This is a genomic window from Paraburkholderia sp. MM5496-R1 (assembly GCF_050436205.1).
Lineage (GTDB): Bacteria > Pseudomonadota > Gammaproteobacteria > Burkholderiales > Burkholderiaceae > Paraburkholderia > Paraburkholderia tuberum.
This window is the reverse complement of sequence record NZ_JBNDLT010000002.1, coordinates 2,650,697-2,672,660: the sequence shown is the minus strand read 5'-3', so window position 1 is coordinate 2,672,660 and position 21,964 is coordinate 2,650,697. Positions and strand designations below refer to the sequence as shown.

The window sequence follows — 21,964 nt, the reverse complement described above, 5'->3', positions numbered from 1 at the left end:
CCTGGTTCACCGCGAGAGTGCCTGTCTGGCTTGAGTCGCCGTAGAGGCGCGTCGAGAGCTATCTGTACTGTGTCTAAAGGTGCTGATTGCGCGGATCAAGCCGGGTCCGGTTCGGCCAGCGCCGCCACCAGCTCGGTCAGCATGTCCGGGTCGAGCGGCTTTTCGATCCAGCCGGTCGCGCCCGCCGCGCGCGCCGCCTCTTTGAAGGGTTCGCCCGATTCCGTCGTGAGGACGAGGATGGGCGTCGCCTGATAGGCCGGATTTCCGCGCAGCGCGGTGATCAGATCGAGACCGGTCTTGCCGGGCATGTGCTGGTCGGTCAACACGAGATCGAACGCCATCGCGAGCGCGTTTTCGAGCCCTTCGTTGCCGTCCGCCGCGAGCGTGACTTCATAGCCGGCGCCCGTCAGCGTCGCGGCGAGGATCTGCCGCATCGATGCCGAATCGTCGATTGCCAGGATGTGCCTGATCATGAAAACCTCGCTGCGCTTAACACTGGGCCGCCGGGCGGTGCGCGCCGGTCGGGCGCGGGCCGCGGCCCGGCGGCCGCGGTCTGTTACTGGGCCGGTGGCGCCGCCGCCGGCAACTTCGGTGCAGCCGTCACCGGCTGCGCAAGTCTTTGCAGCAGCGGCTTCGAGCCGGCTGCGTCGTCCGACAGGGTCGTCGTCGTGGAGTCGTCGTGATCGAGCGCCTCCTCGGACTTCCTGTTCAACACGATGATGCTGATGCGACGGTTTTCCGGATCGAGCGGGTCCGCCTTGTTCAGGTTCTGCGTCGACGCGAGACCGAGCACGCGCATTACCTTCGCTTCGTCCATGCCGCCCGCGACCAGCTCGCGCCGCGACGCGTTGGCGCGGTCTGCCGACAGCTCCCAGTTGCTATAGCCCTTCTCACCGCCCGCGTACGGCACGGCGTCGGTATGGCCCTGCACGATGATGCGGTTCGGCACGTCGTTCAGCGTGTGGCCGATCTCGCGCAGGATGTCGCGCATGTACGGCTCGACGACGTCGCGTGCGGTCGCGAACATCGGCCGCTTCTGCGAGTCGACGATCTCGATGCGCAGGCCGGTCAGCGTCGAGTCGATGCGGATCTGCTGCTTGAACTGGCGCAGCACCGGGTTCGCCTCGATCGCCGCCATCAGCTTGACCTGCAGGTCGTGCAGACGCACCTGTTCCTGGCGTTCGAGCGCGCCCGTCAGCTGCTTCACGGAGTCGTCGTCGTTGTGCGACGCGGTGCGCTCGGCGCGGCTGCTGCTGCCGTCGGTCGAGCGGGTCACGCCCTGCGCGTCGGTCGAGATGTCGCGACCGCCGCCCTTCAGGATGCTCGAGTCTTCGGCGCTGCGATCGCCGCCCCACAGCGTGATCTTCAACGGCTGGTTGAAGTAGTCGGCGATACCTTTCAGCTGCACGGTGGAGGCCGAACTCAGCAGCCACATCAGCAGGAAGAACGCCATCATCGCGGTCATGAAGTCCGCGTACGCGAGCTTCCACGCGCCGCCGTGATGACCGGACTTTTTCGGCGCGCTGCGCTTGACGACGATTGCGCGGTCTTTGTCCTTGCTGCTCATCGGTTCGGTTCCCGTCGCCTGCTTATTTCGCCTTGACGCGGCGCACGTGCTCTTCGAGCTCGGCGAACGACGGGCGCTCGGTCGAGAACAGCACCTTGCGGCCGAACTCGACCGCGATCGCCGGCGCGTAGCCGTTCAGGCTCGCGAGGATCGTCACCTTGATGCACTGGAACATCTTGGTCGACTCGGTCACGCGCTGCTCGGCGACGCTGGCGAGCGGCCCGATCAGCCCGTACGAAAGCAGAATGCCGAGGAACGTGCCGACGAGCGCCTGCGCGATCATTTCACCGAGCACCGCGGGCGGCTTGTCGGCCGAGGCCATCGTGTGCACGACGCCCATCACCGCGGCGACGATACCGAACGCCGGCATCGCGTCGCCGACCTTGGTCAGCGCGTGCGCGGGCGCCTCGCCTTCCTGGTGGTGCGTCTCGATCTCCTCGTCCATCAGGCTTTCGATCTCGAACGCATTCATGTTGCCGCCGACCATCAGCCGCAGGTAGTCGGTCAGGAACTCGATGATGTGCTTGTCGGCGAGGATCTTCGGGTACTGCGTGAAGATCGGGCTCTTCGACGGATCGTCGATGTCGGCTTCGAGCGTCAGCGTGCCTTCCTTGCGCGCTTTCGCGAGCAGCACGTACAGGAGCCCCATCAGCTCCATGTAGACGTCCTTGTTGTACTTCGCCCCCTTGAACAGGGTCGGAATGACGCGCAGTGTCGCCCGGATCGTCTTCATCCCGTTACCGAGAATGAATGCGCCGACTCCGGCGCCGACGATCATCAGCACCTCGACGGGTTGCAGCAGCGCGCCGAGATGGCCGCCTTCGAGCGCGTAACCGCCGAAAACGGACAACAGCGTCACGAGTGTTCCCACGAAAATCAGCACTGCCGAGCCCTCACAAAAAAGCGACGGTTACCGTCGTTAGTCAGGTTTACGGCACCGGGGCGGAAAACTTTGGGGAAAAAGACGGCGCTCGAGTCCGGTGTAAACCAGAGGCTTGCGCTGCCTCAACGCGTGCTGCTCAGACGTCGGCGGTGACGACGGTATCGAGCGTGGGGGCGGGGCAGCGGGCCTCGTGAGCTCGCGCGTCGGACACTTGCGGCACCTCGGCCGGGACTCCGGCGACGGCGATTTGCCGCTCGGCCCGCGTTTGCGCCGCCTTCTTCGTCTTGCCCGCGCGCGACGGCGGCTGACACAGCCCGCAAACGAACCCGTGCTGCGGATCGTGCGCGTGCGCGACGAAGTGGCCGCCGCAGCGGCGGCAGGCGCTCATCTGCAGCATGCCCGAGTCGAAGAAGCGCACCAGCGTCCAGGCGCGCGTGAGACTGAGCACCGGCTCGTCGTCGTGCAACTGCACGTGCTCGAGATACAGCCGGTAGCTCTTCACGATCGATTCGATCGCGCGGCAGCCGCCGTGACCGGCCATGAAACGGTAGATGTTGTAGAACAGCGACGAATGAAAGTTCGGCTGCCAGGTCATGAACCAGTCGGTCGAAAACGGCAGCATGCCCTTGGGCGGCGACACCCCTTTCAATTCCTTGTACAGCTTGACGAGCCGGTCGCGCGACAGGCTGGTTTCCGCCTCCAGCAATTGCAGACGCGCGCCCAGTTCGATCAGCTCGATCGCGAGGGTGATTTCCCGGACTTCGAGTACGACGCTCTTACTGGCCATCAGCCGATCTGCTCGACCGGCTGGCTCGCCATCAGGATCGCCGAATGAGCCTGCGCCATCGCGCTGGACTTGTCCTTGTCCGCGAGGGCGGACAGCACCGCGTGATCGTCGAAGCGGAAGCGGCACAGCATCTGGTTGGACGCCGCGAGCTTGACGGTCTGCGCCAACGACAGATTGGCGAGCACGTCGGCCAGCTGGTCCGAAATACCCATGCGGAACATGCCCATCGGCTTGTCTTCGCGCAGCAGACGCTGGGCGAGCAGCAGATAGGAAAGATTGACTTCCCTGATCTCACTGAGCATATGGCTAGTCGTGCTCATGATTTCCCCCGTTCGTATGCCCGGCTGGTCAGGCCGATTTTTTGCGGAAACGTTTGCTCGAACGCGCGCGCTGAATCCGCGCGAATCCGCTCGTCTCTGGTCTTGCAAGCATTGTCTCGAAAGGGGGCACAGCCGAAAATCGGAGAGACACCCCAGCTGGGCGACGGATTAATCCGTCATTTGTGTAGGAATTATTCCTACAACCCGGGTTGCGGCGAGGCACGAATTGGGTCGAATTGATGCGCGGGGCGGGACTGACGATGCGCGCTGGGAATTTATACGGCTGCGGCGTGTACCGGATGGTGAGTTTTCAGAACTTCGCCGCCGCACCGTAAAACGGTGGAAAAGAATTATAAGACGTTTTCACCCGGCTGCAATCTGGCTCGGTTAGAGATCTTTCCCGGCGCATCCCGACCCTCGGGTCCGCCGCTTGCTACGGTGCATTTCGCCTGTCGAGCCTGATTAAGTCGGTGGAATTACGCTTCCCGATGATGGGGACCTGTTGGCGGCTCGACCTTGCGCGGCAGCTGTAACGGTCGATGTTTCGCGCTGTAACAACATTAAGCGTTTGAAAAATAACTCGAATTACCGCGGTCGATCCCGATAATGAAGGCTAAGGGATTACCCGATAGCTATTTCGGAGCACCCTCGGGCGGGGCAAACCGCGCCCAACCGTCCGGTTAGGCAGACGTACCACGCGCCATTCAGCCGTGGTGCGAAGCCCCGGTAAGTATCAAAAATCCGCATGGGATCCGGGTCGGCGCCACAGCGCTAACTCTGATCGACACAGGAGAAAACGCATGCGAATCGCACAAGTCGCGCCGCTCTACGAAGCTGTCCCACCGAAACTCTATGGCGGCACCGAACGTGTCGTGTCGTATCTGACCGAAGCGCTGGTCGAGCTCGGCCATGACGTCACGCTGTTCGCGAGCGGCGACTCGGTCACGTCCGCCAATCTCGAGGCATGCTGGCCGCGCGCGCTGCGCCTCGATCCGACGATTCGCGATGCATTGGCGCCGCACGTGCTGATGATGGAAAAGGTCCGCAAGATCGCGCACGAGTTCGACGTGCTGCATTTTCATCTCGACTACCTGCCGTTCCCCCTGTTCACGACGATGGACACGCCGTTCGTGACCACGCTGCACGGTCGTCTCGACCTGCCGGAATTACAGCCGGTGTTCGACGCGTTCTCGCATGTGCCGGTCGTGTCGATTTCGGATTCGCAGCGTCTGCCGCTGCAGCAGGCCAACTGGCTCAACACGATCTATCACGGTCTGCCGGACCAGTTGCTGACGCCGCAGCCGCACAAGAAGCCCGAATATCTCGCGTTCCTCGGCCGCATCTGCCCGGAAAAACGCGTCGATACAGCTATCAGGATCGCCGCGCAAAGCGGTCTGCCGCTGAAGATCGCCGCCAAGGTGGACAAGGTCGACATGGAGTACTTCAAGCGCGAGATCGAGCCGCTGCTGTCGATGGCGCATGTCGAGTTCGTCGGCGAGATCAACGAGGCGCAGAAACCCGAGTTTCTGTCGGGCGCAAAGGCGCTGCTGTTCCCGATCGACTGGTCCGAGCCGTTCGGCCTCGTGATGATCGAGTCGATGGCCTGCGGCACGCCGGTTATCGCGTTCAACCGCGGCTCCGTGCCTGAGGTGATCGACCACGGCGTGACCGGCTATATCGTCGAGGACGTGCAAGGCGCGGTAGCGGCTCTGCAGCGTCTCGACGAGCTGTCGCGCATCGAAATCCGCGCCCAGTTCGAACGCCGCTTCAGTTCGAAAACGATGGCGCAGAACTATATCGACGGCTATTCCGCCTTGATTGAAACGTCGCGGCGCCCGGTATTGCGCCAGGTCGCGGTCGGCTAGGCGCGCCTGAAAACGGCCAGCGCTTTTACGGCTGGCCGTTTTCGGCCCGCATTGAAGCGGCGCTGTGAACCTTCGCTTATAACGCCGCAATAGCGGCGAGTCCGGCATCGGAATCGTTTGCGCGAGCGAAAAACGAAGTCTTTTGGCTGCCGGACGCGAAAAAGCCGCCCTGTATGGGCGGCTTTTTTAATACAGGGATGGTTGCGCTTCCACGGTGGATTTGCGAGCGGCGAATAAGCCAAACAGCAAAGAAACCTTCAGACCGCCTTCACCTCGTCTCACATCAGGTCGGGCGAGCGTCACGCCGAGCCAATCAGAAATCGCTCGCGATTCTTGCCGACGATCCATTTGGGCGGCTTGCCGCGCCCGCTCCATGTATTGCCCGACTTCGGGTCCTGATATTTCGCCGGCAGCGGCGTCTTCTTGGGCGGGCGGCCGCGCTTGGCGGCGACCGCGAAACCGAGATCCTGCGCGGTCAGACCGTATTCGGCGATCTTTTGGCGGATGTCGGCGACGACATTGTCGATTTCCGTGCGTCGCGCTTCTTCTGCCTGTGCCTGCAATTTGGCAATCTGCGCCTTGAGGTCTGCATATTGAGACATTCGGTTCTCCCCTTTTCTAGAACTCATTCGACCGCAGACTAGCCGCAATTATAAAAATTCGCAATGGCGACTAATACCGGTTTAGCGAATTTTCCTCTGATAATTATTAAAGAGTGTGAATTGTAAAATCTGCGCTTTATCTCGCAATAGTTTATAAATTCTGTGCGGATTGACAATCTTTGACACTCAATTTGGCGCTGTCTGCCTAGAATTGCGCGCTCAAGGTACGTACTCGCCCTTTTCGATGCGTGCTTCTGAAGTACCCATTCTTTTTAGGATCACCAAAAATGCAGTTGTCAAAGCGCCTCGTTGCCGAATTGCTCGGCACCTTCTGGCTCGTGCTCGGAGGCTGCGGCAGCGCGGTCCTCGCCGCCAACTTCGCCGGACCGTTTCACGGATTGGGCATCGGCTTCGTCGGCGTGTCGCTGGCCTTCGGCCTGACCGTATTGACGATGGCTTTTGCGATCGGCCACATTTCGGGCTGCCACCTGAATCCGGCGGTGAGCGTCGGACTGGCCGTCGCCGGCCGATTTCCGGTGCGCGATCTTCTGCCCTATGTCGTCGCGCAGGTGGTCGGCGCGGTGCTCGGCGCATTCGTACTGTCGCTGATCGCGTCGGGCAAGCCTGGCTTCGACCTGGTCGCGAGCGGCTTCGCGACGAACGGTTACGGCGAGCAATCGCCGGGGCACTACTCGCTCGCCGCTGCCTTCATTTGCGAAGTGGTCATGACTGGCTTCTTCCTGTTCGTGATTCTCGGCGCGACCGACCGCCGCGCGCCGGCCGGCTTCGCGCCCATCGCGATCGGCCTGTGCCTGACGCTGATCCATCTGGTCTCGATTCCTGTCACCAACACGTCGGTCAATCCGGTGCGCTCGACGGGCCCGGCGCTATTCGTCGGCGGCGTGGCGATCGATCAGCTGTGGCTGTTCTGGGTTGCGCCGATCATCGGTGCGGTGATCGCGGGTGTCGTCTATCCGCTGATCGCCGAGGATCGCAGCAGCGATGCGCGCAAGCTGGCGCTCGACTGACGGCCAGTTCGACGCCCCGGTCTCGCGATCGTCGCGTAGTGGGTATGAATGGGCGCCTCGGCGCCCATTATTCATTGCGCTCGCCAATGCGATATGAATGCCGCGCCGGCCGCGTGCCGGTGGGCACCGCTGCTAGAATCGGGCGACTTCCCAGCCTCGCACAGGTGTTTTCGATGAACCGTTTCCGCGGATTCCTGCATGGCGTCGCACTGTCGCTCGGCGGCCTGTGCGCGAGCACGATGGCGTTGCCGGCCGCGCCCGCGGCGACGAACACGGCGACCGTCGTTGCGACCGCGGCCCCCGTTGTAGCCGCGGCGGGCGGCAATATCGAAACCCTCGTATTCGTTCGACACGGCGAGAAACCCGCGCAGGGGTACGGCCAGCTAGACTGCCAGGGGCTCAACCGTGCGCTCGCGTTGCCGGCTGTGATCGCCGCCAAATTCGGCAAGCCCGATGCGATCTACGCACCCGACCCCGGCCAGCAAAAAGACGACGGCGGTCATCCGTACTATTACGTGCGCCCGCTCGCGACGATCGAACCGACCGCGATTCAATTCCAGATGCCGGTCCAAACACCGTACGGTTTTGCGCAGATCGACCAGCTCGGCAACGCGCTCGTCGACCCGGCCAATCGCGGCAAGCTGATCGTCGTTGCCTGGGAGCACAAGCTGATCGAGAAGCTGTTGCGGCAGATGTTGAGCACGCATGGCGGTCGCGCGGCCGACGTGCCGAAATGGCAAAGTGACGACTTCGACAGCATTTACATCGTCCGACTCGACTGGCAGAACGGCACGCCGCGCGCGAGCTTCAAACACGATCGCGAAGGGCTCGACGGGCGGGCAACCGATTGCCCTTGCGCGGCCTTGCCGGGAGTGTCGGCATCTTCGGCAGGGGCGGCCTCTTCCGCAACTTCGGCCGCTTCGGCGCCCGCGGCGGATTAATTGAGCAATACAGATGTAAGCCGTGTTTACGTGCGCCGGCGCGGCAAGCGGCGTGCGTGCGCGACGAGCCGCCTGCCGGCTTGAATTGATCCGCCGCAAAGCCCCGTGCGGCGCGGCTGCAAGCGAAGTAAGGTATTTGCGCGCAACGTCCGCGCGAGCGTTTTTTTCTAGCTTCGATGACTTCGACGATGCTTGCAGTCCGTAACATCTGGTCGCAGTCCTGCCCGCCTCGAGTGCGTACATTGGTCCTGCGCGACAAACCTACGTCGCCTCACAGGAGAGACCAACATGAAACGCATCGTCACTCACTTGCTGGTTGCTGCCGGACTCGCGGCGGGCGCATGCGGTGTCGCGCAGGCGCATACGGATCTGAGCGTCGGCCTATCGCTCGGCGCCCCGGTTTATGCAGCGCCCGCGCGCGTCTACGCGGCGCCGGAGCCGGTGTATTACGGCGGCTGGGATCATCGCTACCCGCGCGGCGACTACTACCGCGACTATCACCGCGATGACCGGGGCTGGGGTCACGACAACCATCGCTGGGGTCATGACAATCGAGGCGAGCACCGCGGCTGGCGCGATTGACGAGCGCAAGCGGAGCGCACGCTGCGCGCTTCGCGAGCAACTGTTGCGGCCCGCATCCACGCGAGTGGATGCGGGCCGCTTTCAATCGCAGTGACCACGGTTCAAGATGCCAGTTCGTCGTTGAGCGCAAACAGTTTGCGCAGATGATGCGCAACGCCCGCCTCGAAATTGTTGCCGATGCGCGGCACATGCGGCAGACGGGTGATCAGATCGGGATTGGCGTTGTTCATCATGAATGGATGGCCGGCCGTCTCGAGCAGATCGATATCGTTCATGTTGTCGCCGAACGCGACGCAGTGCGACGCGTCGACACCGAGACGCTCGAGCACGATCTGCAGCGCGCGCCCCTTCGACACATTCGCGGTCATCACTTCGAGACAATCCGGCAATGAATACGTCACGTACAGTCGCTCGCCGAAGTCGCGTTCCAGATTGGCGGCCACCTGCGCGAGATCGGCGGGATCGCCGATATACAGCGCCTTGGCAATGTCGACGCCATCGTGCTTCGGCAGGTCGGTCACTTCGTACGTGAAGCCGGAATCCTGGTGAAATTCCAGCAGATGGGGCGCGTCGCGGTCGATGAGCCACGCCTCGTCTGCAAACAGACTGACGATCACTCGACCATGCGCGCCGACAATTTCGGGCTGCACGAGACGCTGAACGATCGCCGGCGGCAAATCGTCGGCGTGGATCACCGTGTTGCCAGGCGCGTGAATGCGCGCGCCGTTCGAGGTGATCAGATACGGATTGATGCCGAGCAGATCGCGGATGCCCGCGACGTCGCAGTAATGCCGCCCGGTGGCGATCACGAACTGCAGCCCGTCGCTTTCGAGCTTGCGCACCGTGGCGACCGTGAACGGGTCTACCTGGTGATCGGCATTGAGCAGTGTGCCGTCGAGATCCGTGGCGATGACTTTATACATGGTGAGTCCGGCGGCTGAACCGTCGAGGCAGCGGCAAAGCGGGTATTTTACAGGTCTCCCCGAGCCAGCCGCTGCGCCTCGCGCCGCGCCAGTTGCAAGCCGCCATGCGCCGAATCCGCGCGCGGCTCGCGCAGGCGCGCCTGATACGCCTGCGGCACGTACTCGCGCAACGGCGTACCGAGGCCTCCGCATAACGCGACCGGCAGCGCGCCCGTCGCGTCCAGCGCGGCGATCATCTTGCCGACTTCGACGCCGGCCTCGCCGAGCAGCCGCGCCGCGAACGGATGTGCGCGGTGTTCGATCGCGATCGGCGCGAGCCGCGCGTAGGCAGTCTGATTGGCCGTGCACAGCCACACGACGAGACTGTCGCGATCCCGCGCGCCGGTATGCGCGAGCAGCGCTTGCGTGAGATCGTCGACGGCAACGCGGCCATCCAGCGCCTGTTGCGCGTGCACGATCAGCCGAAGGCCGAGCCATGCGCCGCTCGCTTCGTCGCCCGATGGAAAGCCGTAGCCGCTGGCCATGCGGAATTCGCCGTCGCTCGCGAGCGAAGCCGCGACGCTGCCGGTGCCGAGTGCGACGATCACGCCGGGCGCGCCGTCGTGCGCGCCGAGCAGGGTCGTGTAGGCGTCGGTTTCGACGGCCAGTCCGGCGAGCCGCGGCGCCTGCTGGTGAAACTCGGCGAGCCAGTCGCGATTGTTGACGCCCGCCAGTCCGCAACCGAGCACGCAGCGCGACCAGTCCAGCGCGACTCCGGCTCGCTGGAACGCTTCGCCGCAGGCGGCCTGAATGGACTGCCATGCGCGCGGGATGCCGAGCCCAAGGCCCGATGGGCCGCTTGCCGCTTGCGCCAGTTCGCGGCCCTGCGCGTCGCCGAGCACGACGCGCGTGCCGGTGCCGCCGCCGTCGACGCCGATCAGAAAGAAGTCGTGGTTCATCGAATCGAATCAGTTCCGTGGGTGAATAACGCTTAGCGTGGCAGGTCAGTTTGAATCGCACAATTAGCCGATTGGCCAGCTTGCGGCGCACACCGCTTCCGCTATGCTGGCGAACGACATGACCAGGCGGGGGCACGACAGTGACACAACGATGCAACTGGGTATCGAGCGAAGCGCTCGCACGGTACCACGACACCGAATGGGGTGTGCCCTCGCGCGACGACCAGCACCTGTTCGAGATGCTCGTGCTCGAAGGCGCGCAGGCCGGTTTGTCATGGTCGACGATCCTCAACAAGCGCATCGGCTACCGCCGTGCATTCGCCGACTTCGACATCGACAAGGTCGCGGCCTTCACGCCGAAGCGCGTGGATGCGCTCGTCGCCGATGAAAGCATCGTTCGACATCGCGGCAAAATCGAGGCGGCCATCCTGAACGCGCGCGCTGTGCAGCAGATTCAGGCCGAACATGGCTCGCTCGCGAACTTCGTGTGGTCATTCGTCGACGACACGCCGATTCAGAACGAATGGACTTCGTATAAGCATGCACCTGCGTCGACGGAAGTATCCGACGCGCTAAGCAAGGCGCTCAAGCGCTACGGCTGCAAATTTGTCGGTTCGACGATCTGCTACGCATTCATGCAGGCGATCGGCATGGTCAACGATCATGAGACGACCTGCATGTGTCGTGAGCGATGCGTGTCGCTGGGCAAGAAGGGGCGTGGTCGGAAGGCGAGGTGAGGCCACGGCGTCCGCGGGACGCGCAAACGCGTGAATTGGCGCCCTTTCATGCTCGTAGTCGGCCCTTCGTCGGACGACGCACGGCGGATACTCGTCGCCATGCGCTCAGGCGATGCGCGCTCAACAACAAATAACTACCGCCTCGGACGCGGGAGACCAACCATGAAAACACTTAGCTTCCTGACCCACCAGGACATTTACGATCAGTCCGTCTCGCATCTGTTCGAACAGAAACGCGCTGCATTGCTACTGAGGGCGTCGGCGCCTGCCGCGGCTATTGCGGCGGCTGCCCGGTCGGCACCCTGATCAAGCCGCGCGATTACATGACCGCAATGGAAGGCGTTCCGGTGCGCTTCATCGGCAAGCCACCGGCCGAAGTGCCCGCTTACATGGATGTCGGCTTGGCCGCGCTGAAAAAAGCGCTGCTTCGCGCCCGCATCAACGTATACGACCCGGTGACCATCGCCTTGCTCAGTTGCCTGCAAAACGTGCACGACGTGTTCGGCACATGGGAGTGGCACGACCGGCTGGGCTCGATCGCGCGCGAGTTCAGGCTGTCGGCCGAGCGGCTGAGGAGCGCGGCGTAACGGCTGCACGCAGGGGCAAAATCCGACGCTATAAAAGCAAAACGGCGATGTGGCTTCTTTCGAAGCCCACACCGCCGTTCGGCGTATCTAAAAAAGCGTGTTCAGTGCAGCTTTTTCGGCAGCATCTGGCTGCGCAGACGCTTGTGCAGGCGCTTAACAGCTGCTGCCTTCTTGCGCTTGCGAGCCGTGGTCGGCTTTTCGTACGACTGGCGTTCACGCAGTTCAGCGATCAGGCCATTCTTTTCGATTGCGCGACGAAAGCGGCGAATTGCCACTTCGAACGGCTCGTTTTCCTTCAGAAGAATCGTCGTCATGTAATTCCTAACTCAATCACTAGATACGGGTTTAATTGCATGGCGGTAACCGCTCAGGTCACCACTCACGCGCCGGCCCTCCGGTCGCTCCGATTCATGGCCAGTAACAGGCAAACGCGAGGCTGATAAACAACCCCGGCCAAACCACGAATGAAGCGAGAGGCAAAGCGGCCACGGAGGCCGGAAAAGAGAGGTGGGGAGTTCACCGCGGAACGCGGACAGACGTAATGCAAAAGCCGCGTCAGTTGCCGTTTCGCCAACCTTTCATCAACGAAGAACACTGACGAAACAGGCAAAGATCTCAATTCACTCCCGATCATATCAGGAAACTCTCCATCCTACCAGGGGTTTACCGATTGCGCCAGGCTATTCCCTGGCGCGGATCGCCGCCGCGTTGGCGGCCGAGGTGTTCGCCTTATCAGGCGCTCGCTTCGTCCAGCTCACGAATATCGTCGGCGGAGAGGGATAGCTGGACGGCCGCGACCAGGCTCTTCAACTGCTGGACCGAGGTTGCGCTCGCAATAGGGGCCGTAACGCTCGGGCGCGCGATCAGCCATGCAAGCGCGATCGCGGCCGGCGTGCTGCCGTGCCGTTGCGCGACGCGGTCGAGCGCGCCGAGAATCCGCAAGCCGCGCCCGTTCAGGTATTTTTCGACCCGGCTCCCGCGCGCCTTGCCGGCCAGATCGGCCTCGCTGCGGTATTTGCCTGACAGGAACCCGCTCGCGAGGCTGTAATAAACGACCACGCCGAGATGATTCGCGAGCGCCACCGGCTCGCTGTCGCTCTCGTATTGCGCGCGGTCGTACAGGTTGTATTCGGGCTGCAGCAACTGATACCCGGGCAGCCCGTGCTCGTGCGATACCGCGAGCGCTTCCTCGACGCGCGCGCCACTATAGTTAGACGCGCCGATCACGCGCACCTTGCCCGCCTCGATCAGCTTCTGATACGCACCGAGCGTTTCGGCGAGCGGCGTCGCGGTGTCGTCGTCGTGGGAGAAATAGACGTCGATGTAATCGGTTTGCAGGCGGCGCAGCGAGTCTTCGACCGCCGCCTGGATATTTGCGGCCGATAGCCCCTTGCGCTGCGGATGCTTCGACACCTTGGTCGCGAGCACGATCCGCTCGCGCTTGCCGCTCTGATGGAACCACTTGCCGAGGATCGTCTCCGACTCGCCGCCCTGGTTGCCGGGCACCCAGGCCGAGTAGACATCGGCGGTGTCGATGAAATTGAGTCCGGCTTCAACGAACGCGTCGAGGATCGAGAAAGAGGTGGCTTCATCGGCCGTCCAGCCGAATACGTTGCCGCCGAACATGAGCGGGGCGACTTGCAACGAGGAAGTGCCGATCCTGCGTAGTTCCATGATGGCTCCAAGTATGAGTGGGCGAACGCAATGCGGGAAATGGCCGGGCAAACCCGGGACCGTTGAGCATACGCCGCCTTGCACTACGTTGCAGCCCCGGGCACGAAGGCTACGCCGCACGCCTCGCGCTTGAACGCGGTCGATGCATGGCGCAAAAGATGGCGCAACAGTTTGCGCGCGTCTCAAGTTTATTCAGAACACCGCTGGTGTTCACGAATGCCGCCGGCGGCAGCGTCACGAACAACCGCGACGCGGGCACGCGCGACGTGCAGGTGTCGGTCCCGCGGCAGATCACGATCATCGACAACGGTCAGACGCTGTTCCAGATCCAGAGCGTGCAGGCAGACGGCTCCGCCTACCTCGCCGCGGCCGGCTCGTCCAATCAGGGCAAGGGCACGTTAGGCACGTACACAGACGTCTCGGTAATTGTGGCCGGCTCCGTCTTGAGCGTCCCGATCTCGAGTACGCCCGAAGGACGGCGACGCGTTCAGCGTGACGCCCGGCAATGCGAGCGCCAACAGGCAACACGCCTGCGGGTACGGCGGCGTTCGATAACGCGCTCACGACGGGCGAGGCGCGGCTCTCCAACTCGTACTCGAACGTGGTCACGATCCTGGCTTCGGTAGGCGGAGGCGTCGCAGAAAACCTTCTCGTCCGCGCAGAACCCGTCGCTCTTCCAATACATCAATCCCTGGTGTGGGCGAGAGGCTGGCACACGCCGCCAGGCACACCAGCCTCCCCGCAAGCGCAGCCGCACAGCGCATATTTTTCAAGCGCGCTCCCAAAGCGCCCGCTCAGCCCCTTGGTCGTAGCGCCGCTGCCACGCACCCCAGCTCCTCGACAAAGCTCGCGCTGCTCGATGCGCTGCTGCCGGAATTGCGCGTCGGTCTCGTTTGGCGGGGCAAGCCGCAACATCACAACGACGCAAACCGGTCGTTGCCGGCGGTCGCATTGCTCGCGCAGCTCTGGCGGAAGAGGTGGTCGAGCGGGTGCGGGAGAAGTTGGCTAGTTGGCCCTCATTGAGTGCACGCCCATGGCTACGGGATACCATGCATTAGCACCGCCGATAGTCTGTCGCCTGAACTATCGCTCTACCCCACGTGCCCGCAACAAAGCTTTAGTTGACCGACCAGGCGCAATGGTCACTTCAGGAACGTGGACCATGCCTGGTGTTGGCGGTAGTACTGATCCTCCGCAGCATCCAGTCCGTTGTCCTTGTACCAGGGCAGATGCCTGCACGTGTACCGTCCACCGAAACGCACCGCAGCCAGATGAGTTTCGCGGCGGAAGTACCGCTTGTTGTAGACCGCAAAGGTCGTATCGATCGGCGCGCGAAAGATCGGGTCACCGTTGGCGGTCGCCGCGATCTGCTGTTGCCAGAAGCGTGCTTCCCAGTCGATCAGCCCATAGTTCTTCACGCCGTCCGACTGCATGATGGAGAGTGCTTTCTCGTCCATCAGCGCGGGTTGCGAGATGTCGAGAGCAAAGCCGGCCTTGCCGATTTTCAAAGCTTCCGTGGCGTCTATCAGGTCGAACAGGAAAGTATCGGGCAACTCGGGATTCAGTTCGAGATCGGGATCGGTAATGCAGAAAATGTCCGGCAGCCGGTGATAGATGACGTCTGAAAGCAAGAACGCGCGCGGCCCGACATTGTGGTCGAGCCGTGCGACGCTCACCGTATCCTGGATGCTGGCGAGGTAGTCGAGCATACCGGGGGCGCTCGATGCGTTGTCCACGACGATGAGATTGCGCAATCCTCTGCCTTGGAGCTGCGACACCATCCGGCGCAGATATGTGACGTTGTTAAAAGTCGGGATCAGAACCGGCACGTTGGCGATCAGGGCGCCGACTGGATGCCGGTATTGCCGGCTATCCGCCCTGAGCGCTGCCAGCTCGCTCGCTGGCTCAGCCTGGTTGACCGGCGCGATGCGCTCAAGATCGCTCACGTATTGTGAGACTCGGCTCAGTTCCTGGCGGATGTTCCTGTCGTTCGGCAGCAGAGTATTGGCCTTGCGCAAAGGCTCCAGTGCCTCAAAGGGTTTCCCTTGCTGCCGTAGCGACGTCGCCAGCATGTGCCATGCCTTGCCGATTTCTGGCAAGAGCGTGGTGAACTGGCGGGCTACAGCTTCGGCCTCGGCAAACTGCTGCTTGTCGAGCAGGAGCGTGAGCGTATCGACGAATTCACCGGCCAGCGCGGCGCGCTGCTCGGGCGACAGGCCTGCTGGGTTGTCCACGGCGGTGTGCGCATTGCTGACATGCGCCAGAACCTCGAAATGCTCAGGCTCCAGTCCGTCGCACCACCGCTGCCACATGGTGCGAAACGCGCGCGAGGCGGCGTTGGAGATCGCGCCGGCGTCGATCAGGACCGACTGTCTGCAGTACTCGCGCAGCTCGCCGCGCACTACCGCGAGCGCTTCGGGGTCGGCGGCCAGCGCGGCGCACTTGCGCACGAAGTCGTCCTTGTCCTGCGCAACGAAGGCTGAGTCGAGCCCGAGGTGCGAGAGCCACCCCGTGCTGCCGCGGCTCGCCATCGGAACGCCGGGCAGGGTCATGGTGGGTACGCCCATCCACAACGCTTGCATGGTCGTGGTCGAATTGCCGAAGGGCAACGTGTCGAGACAGACGTCGATCAGATTGTGCTGCTGCAGGTAAGTCGGAACATTCCCGCGCTGCAGAAAACTGATACGGCTCAAGTCGATCCCTTCGCTCGCGAACAGCCCGGTCAGCTTGTCCATCTGCTCCCGTGCCGTAATCGCGCCGATGACCATGCGCGAATCCGGTACCTCGCGCAGCACGCGTGCCCAGAGCGCCACGACTTCAGGCCCGATCTTGACGATGCGGCTGAAGCTGCCGAACGTGATGAAGCCGTTTTTCAGGGCAGGTAACTCGTTGACGTCCGGCGCTTGCGGGTGCGGCTTGAACGGCGCGAGCGCCGGCAGGAACACGAGCTTTTCCGAGAACTGGCGCTCGAATTGTTCGAGCGGCGTGACAAAACGGTCCGACAGATAATAGTCGACGGCATCCAGGCCCGTCGTGGCCGGATTGCCGATCCAGCTCGCCTGGACCGGCGCCGGCTTGTGCGCGAAGGCCACGAGCCGGTTGCGGCCGGTATGGCCGGACAGGTCGATGAGGATATCGATGCCGTCGTCGCGGATCTTCTGCACGACTGCGTCGTCGCTCATGCCGAAGATTTCGCTCCACGTCTGCGCATGCGCACGAATCTGCTCGGTGAAGCCGTCGGTCACCGCGTAGTTCGAATAGATGTGCAGTGACAGACTCGAATCGAGCGCCAGATGCTCTAGCACCGACAGGAAGAAATACGCAACCGGGTGACCGAGCAGATCGCCGGAAACAAAACCGACTCGCAGGCGCCGCGACGGATCGCGGTCATTGGTGTGCCGGGGCCGACGCGCACGCAGCGGCGCTTCGTGGCGCGCTGCAAACTCGCGGAACTCCGCGAATGCGCTGAGCGCGTCCAGATCGGGCTTGTGCATCAGGGTGAACAGCAGGTTGCTGTGGGTTATCGCCTGCATCGGTGCCAGTTCGAGCGCACGGCGGAAGGCGGTTTCGGCTTCGTCGTACAGACCATGCTTGAGCAACAAGAGGGCAAGCGCGTCGTACTCGAGGGCGTCGTTCGGCGCCAGTTCCACGGCACGGCGGAGATGGACGATCCCCTCGGCGTACCGGCCCATCTCCTGTAAGGCGGTACCCAGGTTGCGATGTAGCACGGCGCTTTCGGGATATTTTTCGAGCGCTTGGCGGCAATGCGTTTCGGCTTGCTGATACTGGCGGGTGGTGATCAGCCCGTCAGCCAGCATCGTCCGGGCGGCAATGAAGTTGGGCAGCAAGCGGGCGGCGTGCTCGGCTGCCTCGACGGACTCGTTGTAGCGGCCCGTGCGTTGCAGGACACGCCCAAGTTCGTACCAGCATTCGCCATGCGACGGATATTGATGCGTCAGGCGGCGGGACACATTCAGCGCCGCTTCGAATTTCCCGCTGTTGAAGAGATGCTGGAGCTGGCGCACCTCCTTGAGGCTTGCGCGGCGCGTATCGAGCTTCACGCGCTCGTCCGTATCGGATGCCGCAGGGGGGCGCGAGTCGCTCCCGCTCGCATCAGCCTGGGGAGCGGGAGCGGTCGCAGCCTCGGGCTCCGGCGTGGCCGGGAGCGGCGCTTCTTCCCCACTGATGCGCGCGTGCAGCATCTGGACGGCCGCCTCGGGCAGGCCTTGATGCCGCGCGAGGTCGAGCACGACGCGCGCCGCCTCGGTCTGCTGGCTGGCGACGAGGGCGTTGATGTAGTAGACCCAGATCTGCCCATTTTTCGGCATCTGCCCAAGCGCCGCCTCGAAATGCGGCACTGCTTCGGAGGGTCGCCCCGTTTGCATGAGCAGCACGCCGAGGTGGTAGTGCGCGTCGGTGTGATCGCTCGCGGCCTCCAGGACGGAGGCATAGCGCGCGGCCGCCTCGTCATATTCCTGCAGGCGATGATGTTCGATCGCGCGCTGCATGGTGAGCGAAATGTCTTGATTCTGCTGCAATTTGGCAGCAGGTGTGGCGGTGCAGAGGAAGGCGGTCATGACGAAGGCGCGCGTACGCGTCAAGAACTCGGACCGTTCGAATTATGGGCGGCGGCCAATTACGCCGATCGTCCGAGCTAGCGCCAAAACGGCCGCCAATTTGCCTTCGATGAACTCTCAGGGCAAAGAAACGGAAAAGAAAAAGCCCGCACAAGGCGGGCCAGGGTACGCGCTTGCGCCGCGAAGGACGCAATGAACCGTTGCTCCTGCTTCAGTACCGCGCCATGCTCAAATACTGCCCGGCGTTGCGGCTCGCCTGCATGCTCGCCTGATACTCGGCGCCCAGCACCTGCTGCGCGGCCTGCGCGGCCTCGACGATGCGGCTGTCGATCTCGTGGATCTCCTTGAGCCGCGCGATGACCTCCTGCGGCTGGGGCACGCCGAGCGCCGTCAGCAGGGGCGAGCGCTCGTCCGCGAGCTGCGCGGCCCGCTCCCACTCGCCAACAGCGACCGCCAGTTCGAGGTCTTTCGTTATCTGCCAGATGCGCTCGATCGGGGCGACGTTCTGCATGGCTCGCTCCTCGTCGCGCTCAGCTCTTGTTCGTGGCGAGCGCGCCTGCGCTGTTGGTGCCACCGAAGAGTTGCGTGAGGTATTGCGAGTTGTTGTTCATCGTTGCCATCAGTGTGTTGAGCGCTGTGAACTGCGCAGTATACATACTGGTGAGCTGAGCCTGCCACGCTGTAAGCGTCGTCTGCTGGTTCGAGAGGCTAGTCAGGTCGGCGTTGATCGCGTCCGTACGGTTTTGAATGATGCCGCCGGACGAGGTGTAGTTTGTGATGCTGTCGTCCAGTTGCGCGGCGATGCCATTGGTCGAATTGAACAGCGAGGCTACAACCGACTGGTTGTTCTGCAACGCATTGCTGAGCGTCGTGTTGTCCACCGACAGCGTGCCGTCCGCCTGGAGCGTAATGCCGATCGCGGCAAGCGTCGTCTGCGAGGTGCCGGTGCCCACGCCGCCGCTCACGATCTTGGCGAGCTGGTTCTGGATCGTGCTCAACGTGGAATCGCCGATTAGCACGCCCTGCGACGTCGAGTTCGCGTTGTACGCCGTCAGCGCCCCCATCGTCGTGACGAGCGTGTTGTAGAGGCTGACGAAATTGTTGATCGCCGAGGACTCCGCGCTGGTGTTCTGCGCGATCGTGAGCGTCTGCGTGGTGCCGACCGCCGCTGCCGTGAGGTTCAGCGTCACGCCGGACACGGCCGTCGTCACGGAGTTCGAGGAGCTGGTTACGCCCACGCCGCCGAGCGTGAAGTACGCATCCTGGGCGGCCTGCGTCTGGGTCCAGCCTGTGCCGGAAATGGTCGACTGGCTGGGGTTGTAGGTCTCCGGGTTGCCGTTGCTATCGAGAACCGGGTTGCCACTGCTATCCAAAACTTGAGCGGTGAGGTCGCTCGCGCTGGAGATCGCCTTGCCGTTGGTGGTCGTCACCGCGAGCTTGTTCAGGCCGTCGGTCGAGCTCGAATCGTTGATCGCGATGCTGATGCCGCTCGACGCGCCGGTCGAGGTCGATTGCAGCACGAGATGCGCGCCGTCCGCGCCGGTCACCACGGTCGCGACCACGCCGGGATTGTCGTTGGCCGAATTGATCGCCGATGCAATGCCGGCAATCGTGCTGTTCGAGCTATTCAGGGAAATCGTGCTGGTCTTGCCGTTGACCGTCAGGGCCATCGTGGCCGCGCCGGAAGCCAGGTTTTTGGTCGAGCTGTAGCCCGCCGAGGTGAGCACTTGCGACGTGGCGACCTGCGCCACATTGAGCGAGTACGAACCTGCCACCGCGCCCGTGCTGGCCGTGGCGGTAACGCCGCTGCCGCTCAAGGTGGACGAGAACGAGTTGAGCGTCGCACCGTCGCTGAGCGGCTCGGCGGCGGCCTGCAACGCGGACAGTGCCGCGGAGAGCGTGCCGTAGGCCGAGATCAGCGTGTTGTCCGCAGTCTGCTCGGCAGCGATGGTCGCGGCCTGGCCGGCAGACTTCGAGTTGACGAGCGCGGTGACGAGCGAACTTGTGTCCATCGACGAATTGGTCGAGCCGCTAATGATCGACTGGGCGGCTGCCTGCACCGTGGCGTTGGCGTCGGCTGTCGTGGTGGCGACTGCACTCGCGATCGCGCTGGTGGTGGATCCGGTTACGGTGGAGGTCGATCCGGTTACGGTGGACATGAGGAGGCTCCGTGCGTCGGCAATGCCGGTTAAAGCGATTTAACAAGCGGGGTAACGCGGGAAAAGACAATCGGGAGGCGAGCCTCCCGACGGGTTTGCGTCCGGCGCGCATCGAGCCGCGCGCCGGCTGCCTGCAGCGGGAAGCGCCTTACTGGAGGAGCTTCAGGATCTGCTGCGGCTGCGAGTTCGCTTGTGCCAGCACCGAGATACCGGCTTGTTGCAGAACCTGTGCCTTGCTCAGGTTAGCCGTTTCTTGTGCGAAGTCGGCGTCCTGGATCGACGATTGTGCGGTCGACAGGTCGGTCGACTGAGCTTGCTGCGTCGTGCCGATTGCGCTGAAGCGGTTTTGTGCCGCGCCGAGCGTTGCTTGCAGGTTGTTGACAGCGTTCAGCGCGTTGTCGATGGTCAGCATTGCTGCCGAAGCGCCGTCCTTGGTCGAGATGTCGATCTGCGAAACCGTGTTCGACTGGCTCAGCTTGTCGATGGTCGCGCCCATTGCGTCTGTAGTCTTGCCCGCAGCATCGAGATTCGGGTTATCGCCGGCCACTTGATTCGCGGTCGCGATAGCGCCCGTTACCGCTTCGACGTCGGTCGACATAGCCGCACCGGTTTCGCCGGTCAGCGTGGTATTGCCGTTGCTGTCCGTACCAATAGTACCGCCTTGGAAGACTGCGGTAGCAACAGCGTTAGTCAAGGCCTTACCGTTCTGGTCCGTGAGCGTGAAGCCGCCCTTACCGTCGGCAATCACGTTGATCTGCGAGACAGTAGCGTTCTCGCTGCCGTTCGTATTAAGCGTCCACGTCTGCGAAGCATCACCTGCTGCAGCCGGAAGCGCGGCGCCACCGGTCACTTCGGCCGCGGGGGCATTCGCGAAGGCCGTGATCGTCGAAGCATCGGTGATGGCGTTACCGTTTTGGTCCGTGTACGAGACCGAATTCGTAGCGTTGTCCCACGAAGCCGTGACCGACGTGATACCCGCAGCCGCCGCCGCAGCGCCGTTGCTATCCAGCGAGACCGAGAACGAGCCGAGCGTGTTGCCCGCTGCCGGAACGCCGCCGCCAATCGAAGCAGCGGACATCGACTGCGAGAGATTCAGCGAGATCGACTGACCGACGTTTGCGCCGACCTGGAACGACACGTTGCCCAACGAGCCGTCGAGGACGTTCATGCCGTTGTACGTCGTTTGCGACGCGATACGGTTGATTTCCGAGACTTGCTGGTTCACTTCCTGTTGAAGTGCAGCACGGTCGTTGTCGGTCATCGAACCGTTAGCTGCTTGCGTAGCAAGCTGGCGGATACGCTGGAGCGACGAAGTCAGCGACGACAGACCCGACGATGCCGTTTGCACCATCGACGTACCATCGTTCGAGTTCGACACACCCTGGTTCAGACCGTTGATCTGGGTCTGCATGATGTTCGAGATCGCAAGACCTGCTGCGTCGTCTGCTGCGCTGTTGATGCGCTTGCCCGACGACAGACGCGTGATCGCTTGCGACAGTGCGCTACCCGAGCCGGTCAGGTTCTGTTGCGCGACGAGCGAGTTGGTGTTGGTGTTGATTCCGAGCATTGACATTCTCCTGATGGGGCCATCGGCCCAGTAACGGCAGCGGTTCGTTGGCCGGCCGCCTTGTTTGTGATTACGACCCCACCTGGAAAAACTTTAGCTGCCTTGTTGATGCGACCCTCTGGGCTTACGCCCTTCCCTCGCCCGCGTGCAGTGGGGAGGCGCTTTTCAAGATGGGGGACGCCAGGCTTCGTCCTTCAGCGGTTTAAGGCCCGCAGGCGTCGAAGCCA

At 63.0% G+C, this 21,964-nt stretch carries 20 protein-coding genes and 1 pseudogene; 7 read left to right on the top strand and 14 right to left on the bottom strand.

Annotated elements, in window-relative coordinates:
• Positions 1-95: 95 nt before the first annotated feature.
• From OKW38_RS19250 to flhD, 5 genes are all read right to left on the bottom strand, one after another.
• Positions 96-473, bottom strand: a complete 378-nt coding sequence (locus OKW38_RS19250; protein ID WP_018418789.1) for a response regulator — start codon at positions 471-473, stop codon at positions 96-98.
• A gap of 83 nt (positions 474-556) precedes the next feature.
• The gene (gene motB / locus OKW38_RS19245) at positions 557-1,567 is read right to left on the bottom strand and encodes a flagellar motor protein MotB (protein WP_090802477.1); all 1,011 of its coding nucleotides are present in this window, start codon (positions 1,565-1,567) and stop codon (positions 557-559) included.
• Between the two features lie 22 nt (positions 1,568-1,589).
• Complete coding sequence (gene motA / locus OKW38_RS19240) at positions 1,590-2,450, bottom strand: flagellar motor stator protein MotA (RefSeq protein WP_090802475.1); 861 nt, start codon at positions 2,448-2,450, stop codon at positions 1,590-1,592.
• A 136-nt stretch (positions 2,451-2,586) separates the two neighbouring features.
• Positions 2,587-3,237: a flagellar transcriptional regulator FlhC gene (gene flhC, locus OKW38_RS19235; RefSeq protein WP_429335474.1), complete on the bottom strand. Its 651-nt coding sequence runs from the start codon at positions 3,235-3,237 to the stop codon at positions 2,587-2,589.
• Entirely contained in the window at positions 3,237-3,557 is a 321-nt protein-coding gene (gene flhD / locus OKW38_RS19230) for a flagellar transcriptional regulator FlhD (RefSeq protein WP_090802472.1), read from the bottom strand. The genes flhC and flhD overlap by 1 nt, the downstream gene beginning before the upstream one ends.
• A gap of 800 nt (positions 3,558-4,357) precedes the next feature.
• On the opposite strand from flhD, the gene OKW38_RS19225 reads away from it, so the two are divergent.
• Positions 4,358-5,422 carry a glycosyltransferase family 4 protein gene (locus OKW38_RS19225; protein ID WP_090802471.1) on the top strand — a complete coding sequence of 355 codons (1,065 nt, stop codon included), beginning with the start codon at positions 4,358-4,360 and terminating at the stop codon, positions 5,420-5,422.
• A 299-nt stretch (positions 5,423-5,721) separates the two neighbouring features.
• On the opposite strand, the gene OKW38_RS19220 is transcribed toward OKW38_RS19225, so the two are convergent.
• Positions 5,722-6,024: an H-NS family nucleoid-associated regulatory protein gene (locus OKW38_RS19220; RefSeq protein WP_013090908.1), complete on the bottom strand. Its 303-nt coding sequence runs from the start codon at positions 6,022-6,024 to the stop codon at positions 5,722-5,724.
• A 287-nt stretch (positions 6,025-6,311) separates the two neighbouring features.
• Between OKW38_RS19220 and aqpZ the strand changes: the two genes are divergently transcribed.
• The 3 genes from aqpZ (at position 6,312) to OKW38_RS19205 (ending at position 8,575) form a co-directional block, all read left to right on the top strand.
• Positions 6,312-7,052: an aquaporin Z gene (gene aqpZ, locus OKW38_RS19215; RefSeq protein WP_429362709.1), complete on the top strand. Its 741-nt coding sequence runs from the start codon at positions 6,312-6,314 to the stop codon at positions 7,050-7,052.
• A 173-nt stretch (positions 7,053-7,225) separates the two neighbouring features.
• The gene (locus tag OKW38_RS19210) at positions 7,226-7,993 is read left to right on the top strand and encodes a histidine phosphatase family protein (RefSeq protein ID WP_090802467.1); all 768 of its coding nucleotides are present in this window, start codon (positions 7,226-7,228) and stop codon (positions 7,991-7,993) included.
• A 288-nt stretch (positions 7,994-8,281) separates the two neighbouring features.
• Positions 8,282-8,575 (top strand): PXPV repeat protein, encoded by a 294-nt coding sequence (locus OKW38_RS19205; protein ID WP_090802466.1) that lies wholly within the window; start codon positions 8,282-8,284, stop codon positions 8,573-8,575.
• A 101-nt stretch (positions 8,576-8,676) separates the two neighbouring features.
• Here the strand turns inward: OKW38_RS19205 and OKW38_RS19200 are convergent, their stop codons facing one another.
• Both OKW38_RS19200 and OKW38_RS19195 read right to left on the bottom strand, forming a co-directional pair.
• Positions 8,677-9,498 (bottom strand): Cof-type HAD-IIB family hydrolase, encoded by an 822-nt coding sequence (locus OKW38_RS19200; RefSeq protein ID WP_090802464.1) that lies wholly within the window; start codon positions 9,496-9,498, stop codon positions 8,677-8,679.
• Between the two features lie 47 nt (positions 9,499-9,545).
• The gene (locus OKW38_RS19195; RefSeq protein ID WP_429362707.1) at positions 9,546-10,436 is read right to left on the bottom strand and encodes a BadF/BadG/BcrA/BcrD ATPase family protein; all 891 of its coding nucleotides are present in this window, start codon (positions 10,434-10,436) and stop codon (positions 9,546-9,548) included.
• A 140-nt stretch (positions 10,437-10,576) separates the two neighbouring features.
• On the opposite strand from OKW38_RS19195, the gene OKW38_RS19190 reads away from it, so the two are divergent.
• Both OKW38_RS19190 and OKW38_RS19185 read left to right on the top strand, forming a co-directional pair.
• Positions 10,577-11,173 (top strand): DNA-3-methyladenine glycosylase I, encoded by a 597-nt coding sequence (locus OKW38_RS19190; protein ID WP_090802461.1) that lies wholly within the window; start codon positions 10,577-10,579, stop codon positions 11,171-11,173.
• A gap of 162 nt (positions 11,174-11,335) precedes the next feature.
• Positions 11,336-11,760 (top strand): annotated as a pseudogene (locus OKW38_RS19185) (hypothetical protein).
• 101 nt (positions 11,761-11,861) lie between these two features.
• Here OKW38_RS19185 and rpsU read toward each other — a convergent pair.
• Both rpsU and OKW38_RS19175 read right to left on the bottom strand, forming a co-directional pair.
• Positions 11,862-12,074 (bottom strand): 30S ribosomal protein S21, encoded by a 213-nt coding sequence (gene rpsU / locus OKW38_RS19180; RefSeq protein ID WP_006050883.1) that lies wholly within the window; start codon positions 12,072-12,074, stop codon positions 11,862-11,864.
• A gap of 418 nt (positions 12,075-12,492) precedes the next feature.
• The gene (locus OKW38_RS19175) at positions 12,493-13,434 is read right to left on the bottom strand and encodes an aldo/keto reductase (protein ID WP_429362705.1); all 942 of its coding nucleotides are present in this window, start codon (positions 13,432-13,434) and stop codon (positions 12,493-12,495) included.
• Between the two features lie 146 nt (positions 13,435-13,580).
• Here OKW38_RS19175 and OKW38_RS19170 point away from each other — a divergent pair, with 146 nt between their 5' ends.
• Positions 13,581-14,060: a hypothetical protein gene (locus OKW38_RS19170; protein WP_429362703.1), complete on the top strand. Its 480-nt coding sequence runs from the start codon at positions 13,581-13,583 to the stop codon at positions 14,058-14,060.
• 516 nt (positions 14,061-14,576) lie between these two features.
• Here OKW38_RS19170 and OKW38_RS19165 read toward each other — a convergent pair.
• The 4 genes from OKW38_RS19165 to OKW38_RS19150 all read right to left on the bottom strand — a co-directional run bounded on the left by OKW38_RS19165 (position 14,577) and on the right by OKW38_RS19150 (position 21,737).
• On the bottom strand, positions 14,577-18,011 hold the full coding sequence (locus OKW38_RS19165) for a tetratricopeptide repeat protein (protein WP_429362701.1): 3,435 nt from the start codon (positions 18,009-18,011) through the stop codon (positions 14,577-14,579).
• 211 nt (positions 18,012-18,222) lie between these two features.
• A complete protein-coding gene (locus tag OKW38_RS19160) occupies positions 18,223-18,522 on the bottom strand; it encodes a flagellar protein FliT (protein WP_090802452.1) in 300 nt (99 codons plus the stop codon).
• 19 nt (positions 18,523-18,541) lie between these two features.
• Positions 18,542-20,170: a flagellar filament capping protein FliD gene (gene fliD / locus OKW38_RS19155; protein ID WP_429362699.1), complete on the bottom strand. Its 1,629-nt coding sequence runs from the start codon at positions 20,168-20,170 to the stop codon at positions 18,542-18,544.
• A 148-nt stretch (positions 20,171-20,318) separates the two neighbouring features.
• A complete protein-coding gene (locus OKW38_RS19150) occupies positions 20,319-21,737 on the bottom strand; it encodes a flagellin (protein ID WP_429335479.1) in 1,419 nt (472 codons plus the stop codon).
• Between the last annotated feature and the right edge of the window lie 227 nt (positions 21,738-21,964).

Excerpts from the sequence above, each read along its gene's own strand:
- fliD (WP_429362699.1), bottom strand. The coding sequence starts at position 20,170 with ATGTCCACCGTAACCGGATCGACCTCCACCGTAACCGGATCCACCACC.
- rpsU (WP_006050883.1), bottom strand. The coding sequence starts at position 12,074 with ATGACGACGATTCTTCTGAAGGAAAACGAGCCGTTCGAAGTGGCAATT.
- flhD (WP_090802472.1), bottom strand. The coding sequence starts at position 3,557 with ATGAGCACGACTAGCCATATGCTCAGTGAGATCAGGGAAGTCAATCTT.
- OKW38_RS19210 (WP_090802467.1), top strand. The coding sequence starts at position 7,226 with ATGAACCGTTTCCGCGGATTCCTGCATGGCGTCGCACTGTCGCTCGGC.
- aqpZ (WP_429362709.1), top strand. The coding sequence starts at position 6,312 with ATGCAGTTGTCAAAGCGCCTCGTTGCCGAATTGCTCGGCACCTTCTGG.
- OKW38_RS19195 (WP_429362707.1), bottom strand. The coding sequence starts at position 10,436 with ATGAACCACGACTTCTTTCTGATCGGCGTCGACGGCGGCGGCACCGGC.
- OKW38_RS19170 (WP_429362703.1), top strand. The coding sequence starts at position 13,581 with ATGGCGCAAAAGATGGCGCAACAGTTTGCGCGCGTCTCAAGTTTATTC.
- OKW38_RS19160 (WP_090802452.1), bottom strand. The coding sequence starts at position 18,522 with ATGCAGAACGTCGCCCCGATCGAGCGCATCTGGCAGATAACGAAAGAC.
- OKW38_RS19175 (WP_429362705.1), bottom strand. The coding sequence starts at position 13,434 with ATGGAACTACGCAGGATCGGCACTTCCTCGTTGCAAGTCGCCCCGCTC.
- OKW38_RS19165 (WP_429362701.1), bottom strand. The coding sequence starts at position 18,011 with ATGACCGCCTTCCTCTGCACCGCCACACCTGCTGCCAAATTGCAGCAG.
- OKW38_RS19150 (WP_429335479.1), bottom strand. The coding sequence starts at position 21,737 with ATGCTCGGAATCAACACCAACACCAACTCGCTCGTCGCGCAACAGAAC.
- flhC (WP_429335474.1), bottom strand. The coding sequence starts at position 3,237 with ATGGCCAGTAAGAGCGTCGTACTCGAAGTCCGGGAAATCACCCTCGCG.
- motB (WP_090802477.1), bottom strand. The coding sequence starts at position 1,567 with ATGAGCAGCAAGGACAAAGACCGCGCAATCGTCGTCAAGCGCAGCGCG.
- OKW38_RS19200 (WP_090802464.1), bottom strand. The coding sequence starts at position 9,498 with ATGTATAAAGTCATCGCCACGGATCTCGACGGCACACTGCTCAATGCC.
- OKW38_RS19220 (WP_013090908.1), bottom strand. The coding sequence starts at position 6,024 with ATGTCTCAATATGCAGACCTCAAGGCGCAGATTGCCAAATTGCAGGCA.
- OKW38_RS19250 (WP_018418789.1), bottom strand. The coding sequence starts at position 473 with ATGATCAGGCACATCCTGGCAATCGACGATTCGGCATCGATGCGGCAG.
- OKW38_RS19225 (WP_090802471.1), top strand. The coding sequence starts at position 4,358 with ATGCGAATCGCACAAGTCGCGCCGCTCTACGAAGCTGTCCCACCGAAA.
- OKW38_RS19205 (WP_090802466.1), top strand. The coding sequence starts at position 8,282 with ATGAAACGCATCGTCACTCACTTGCTGGTTGCTGCCGGACTCGCGGCG.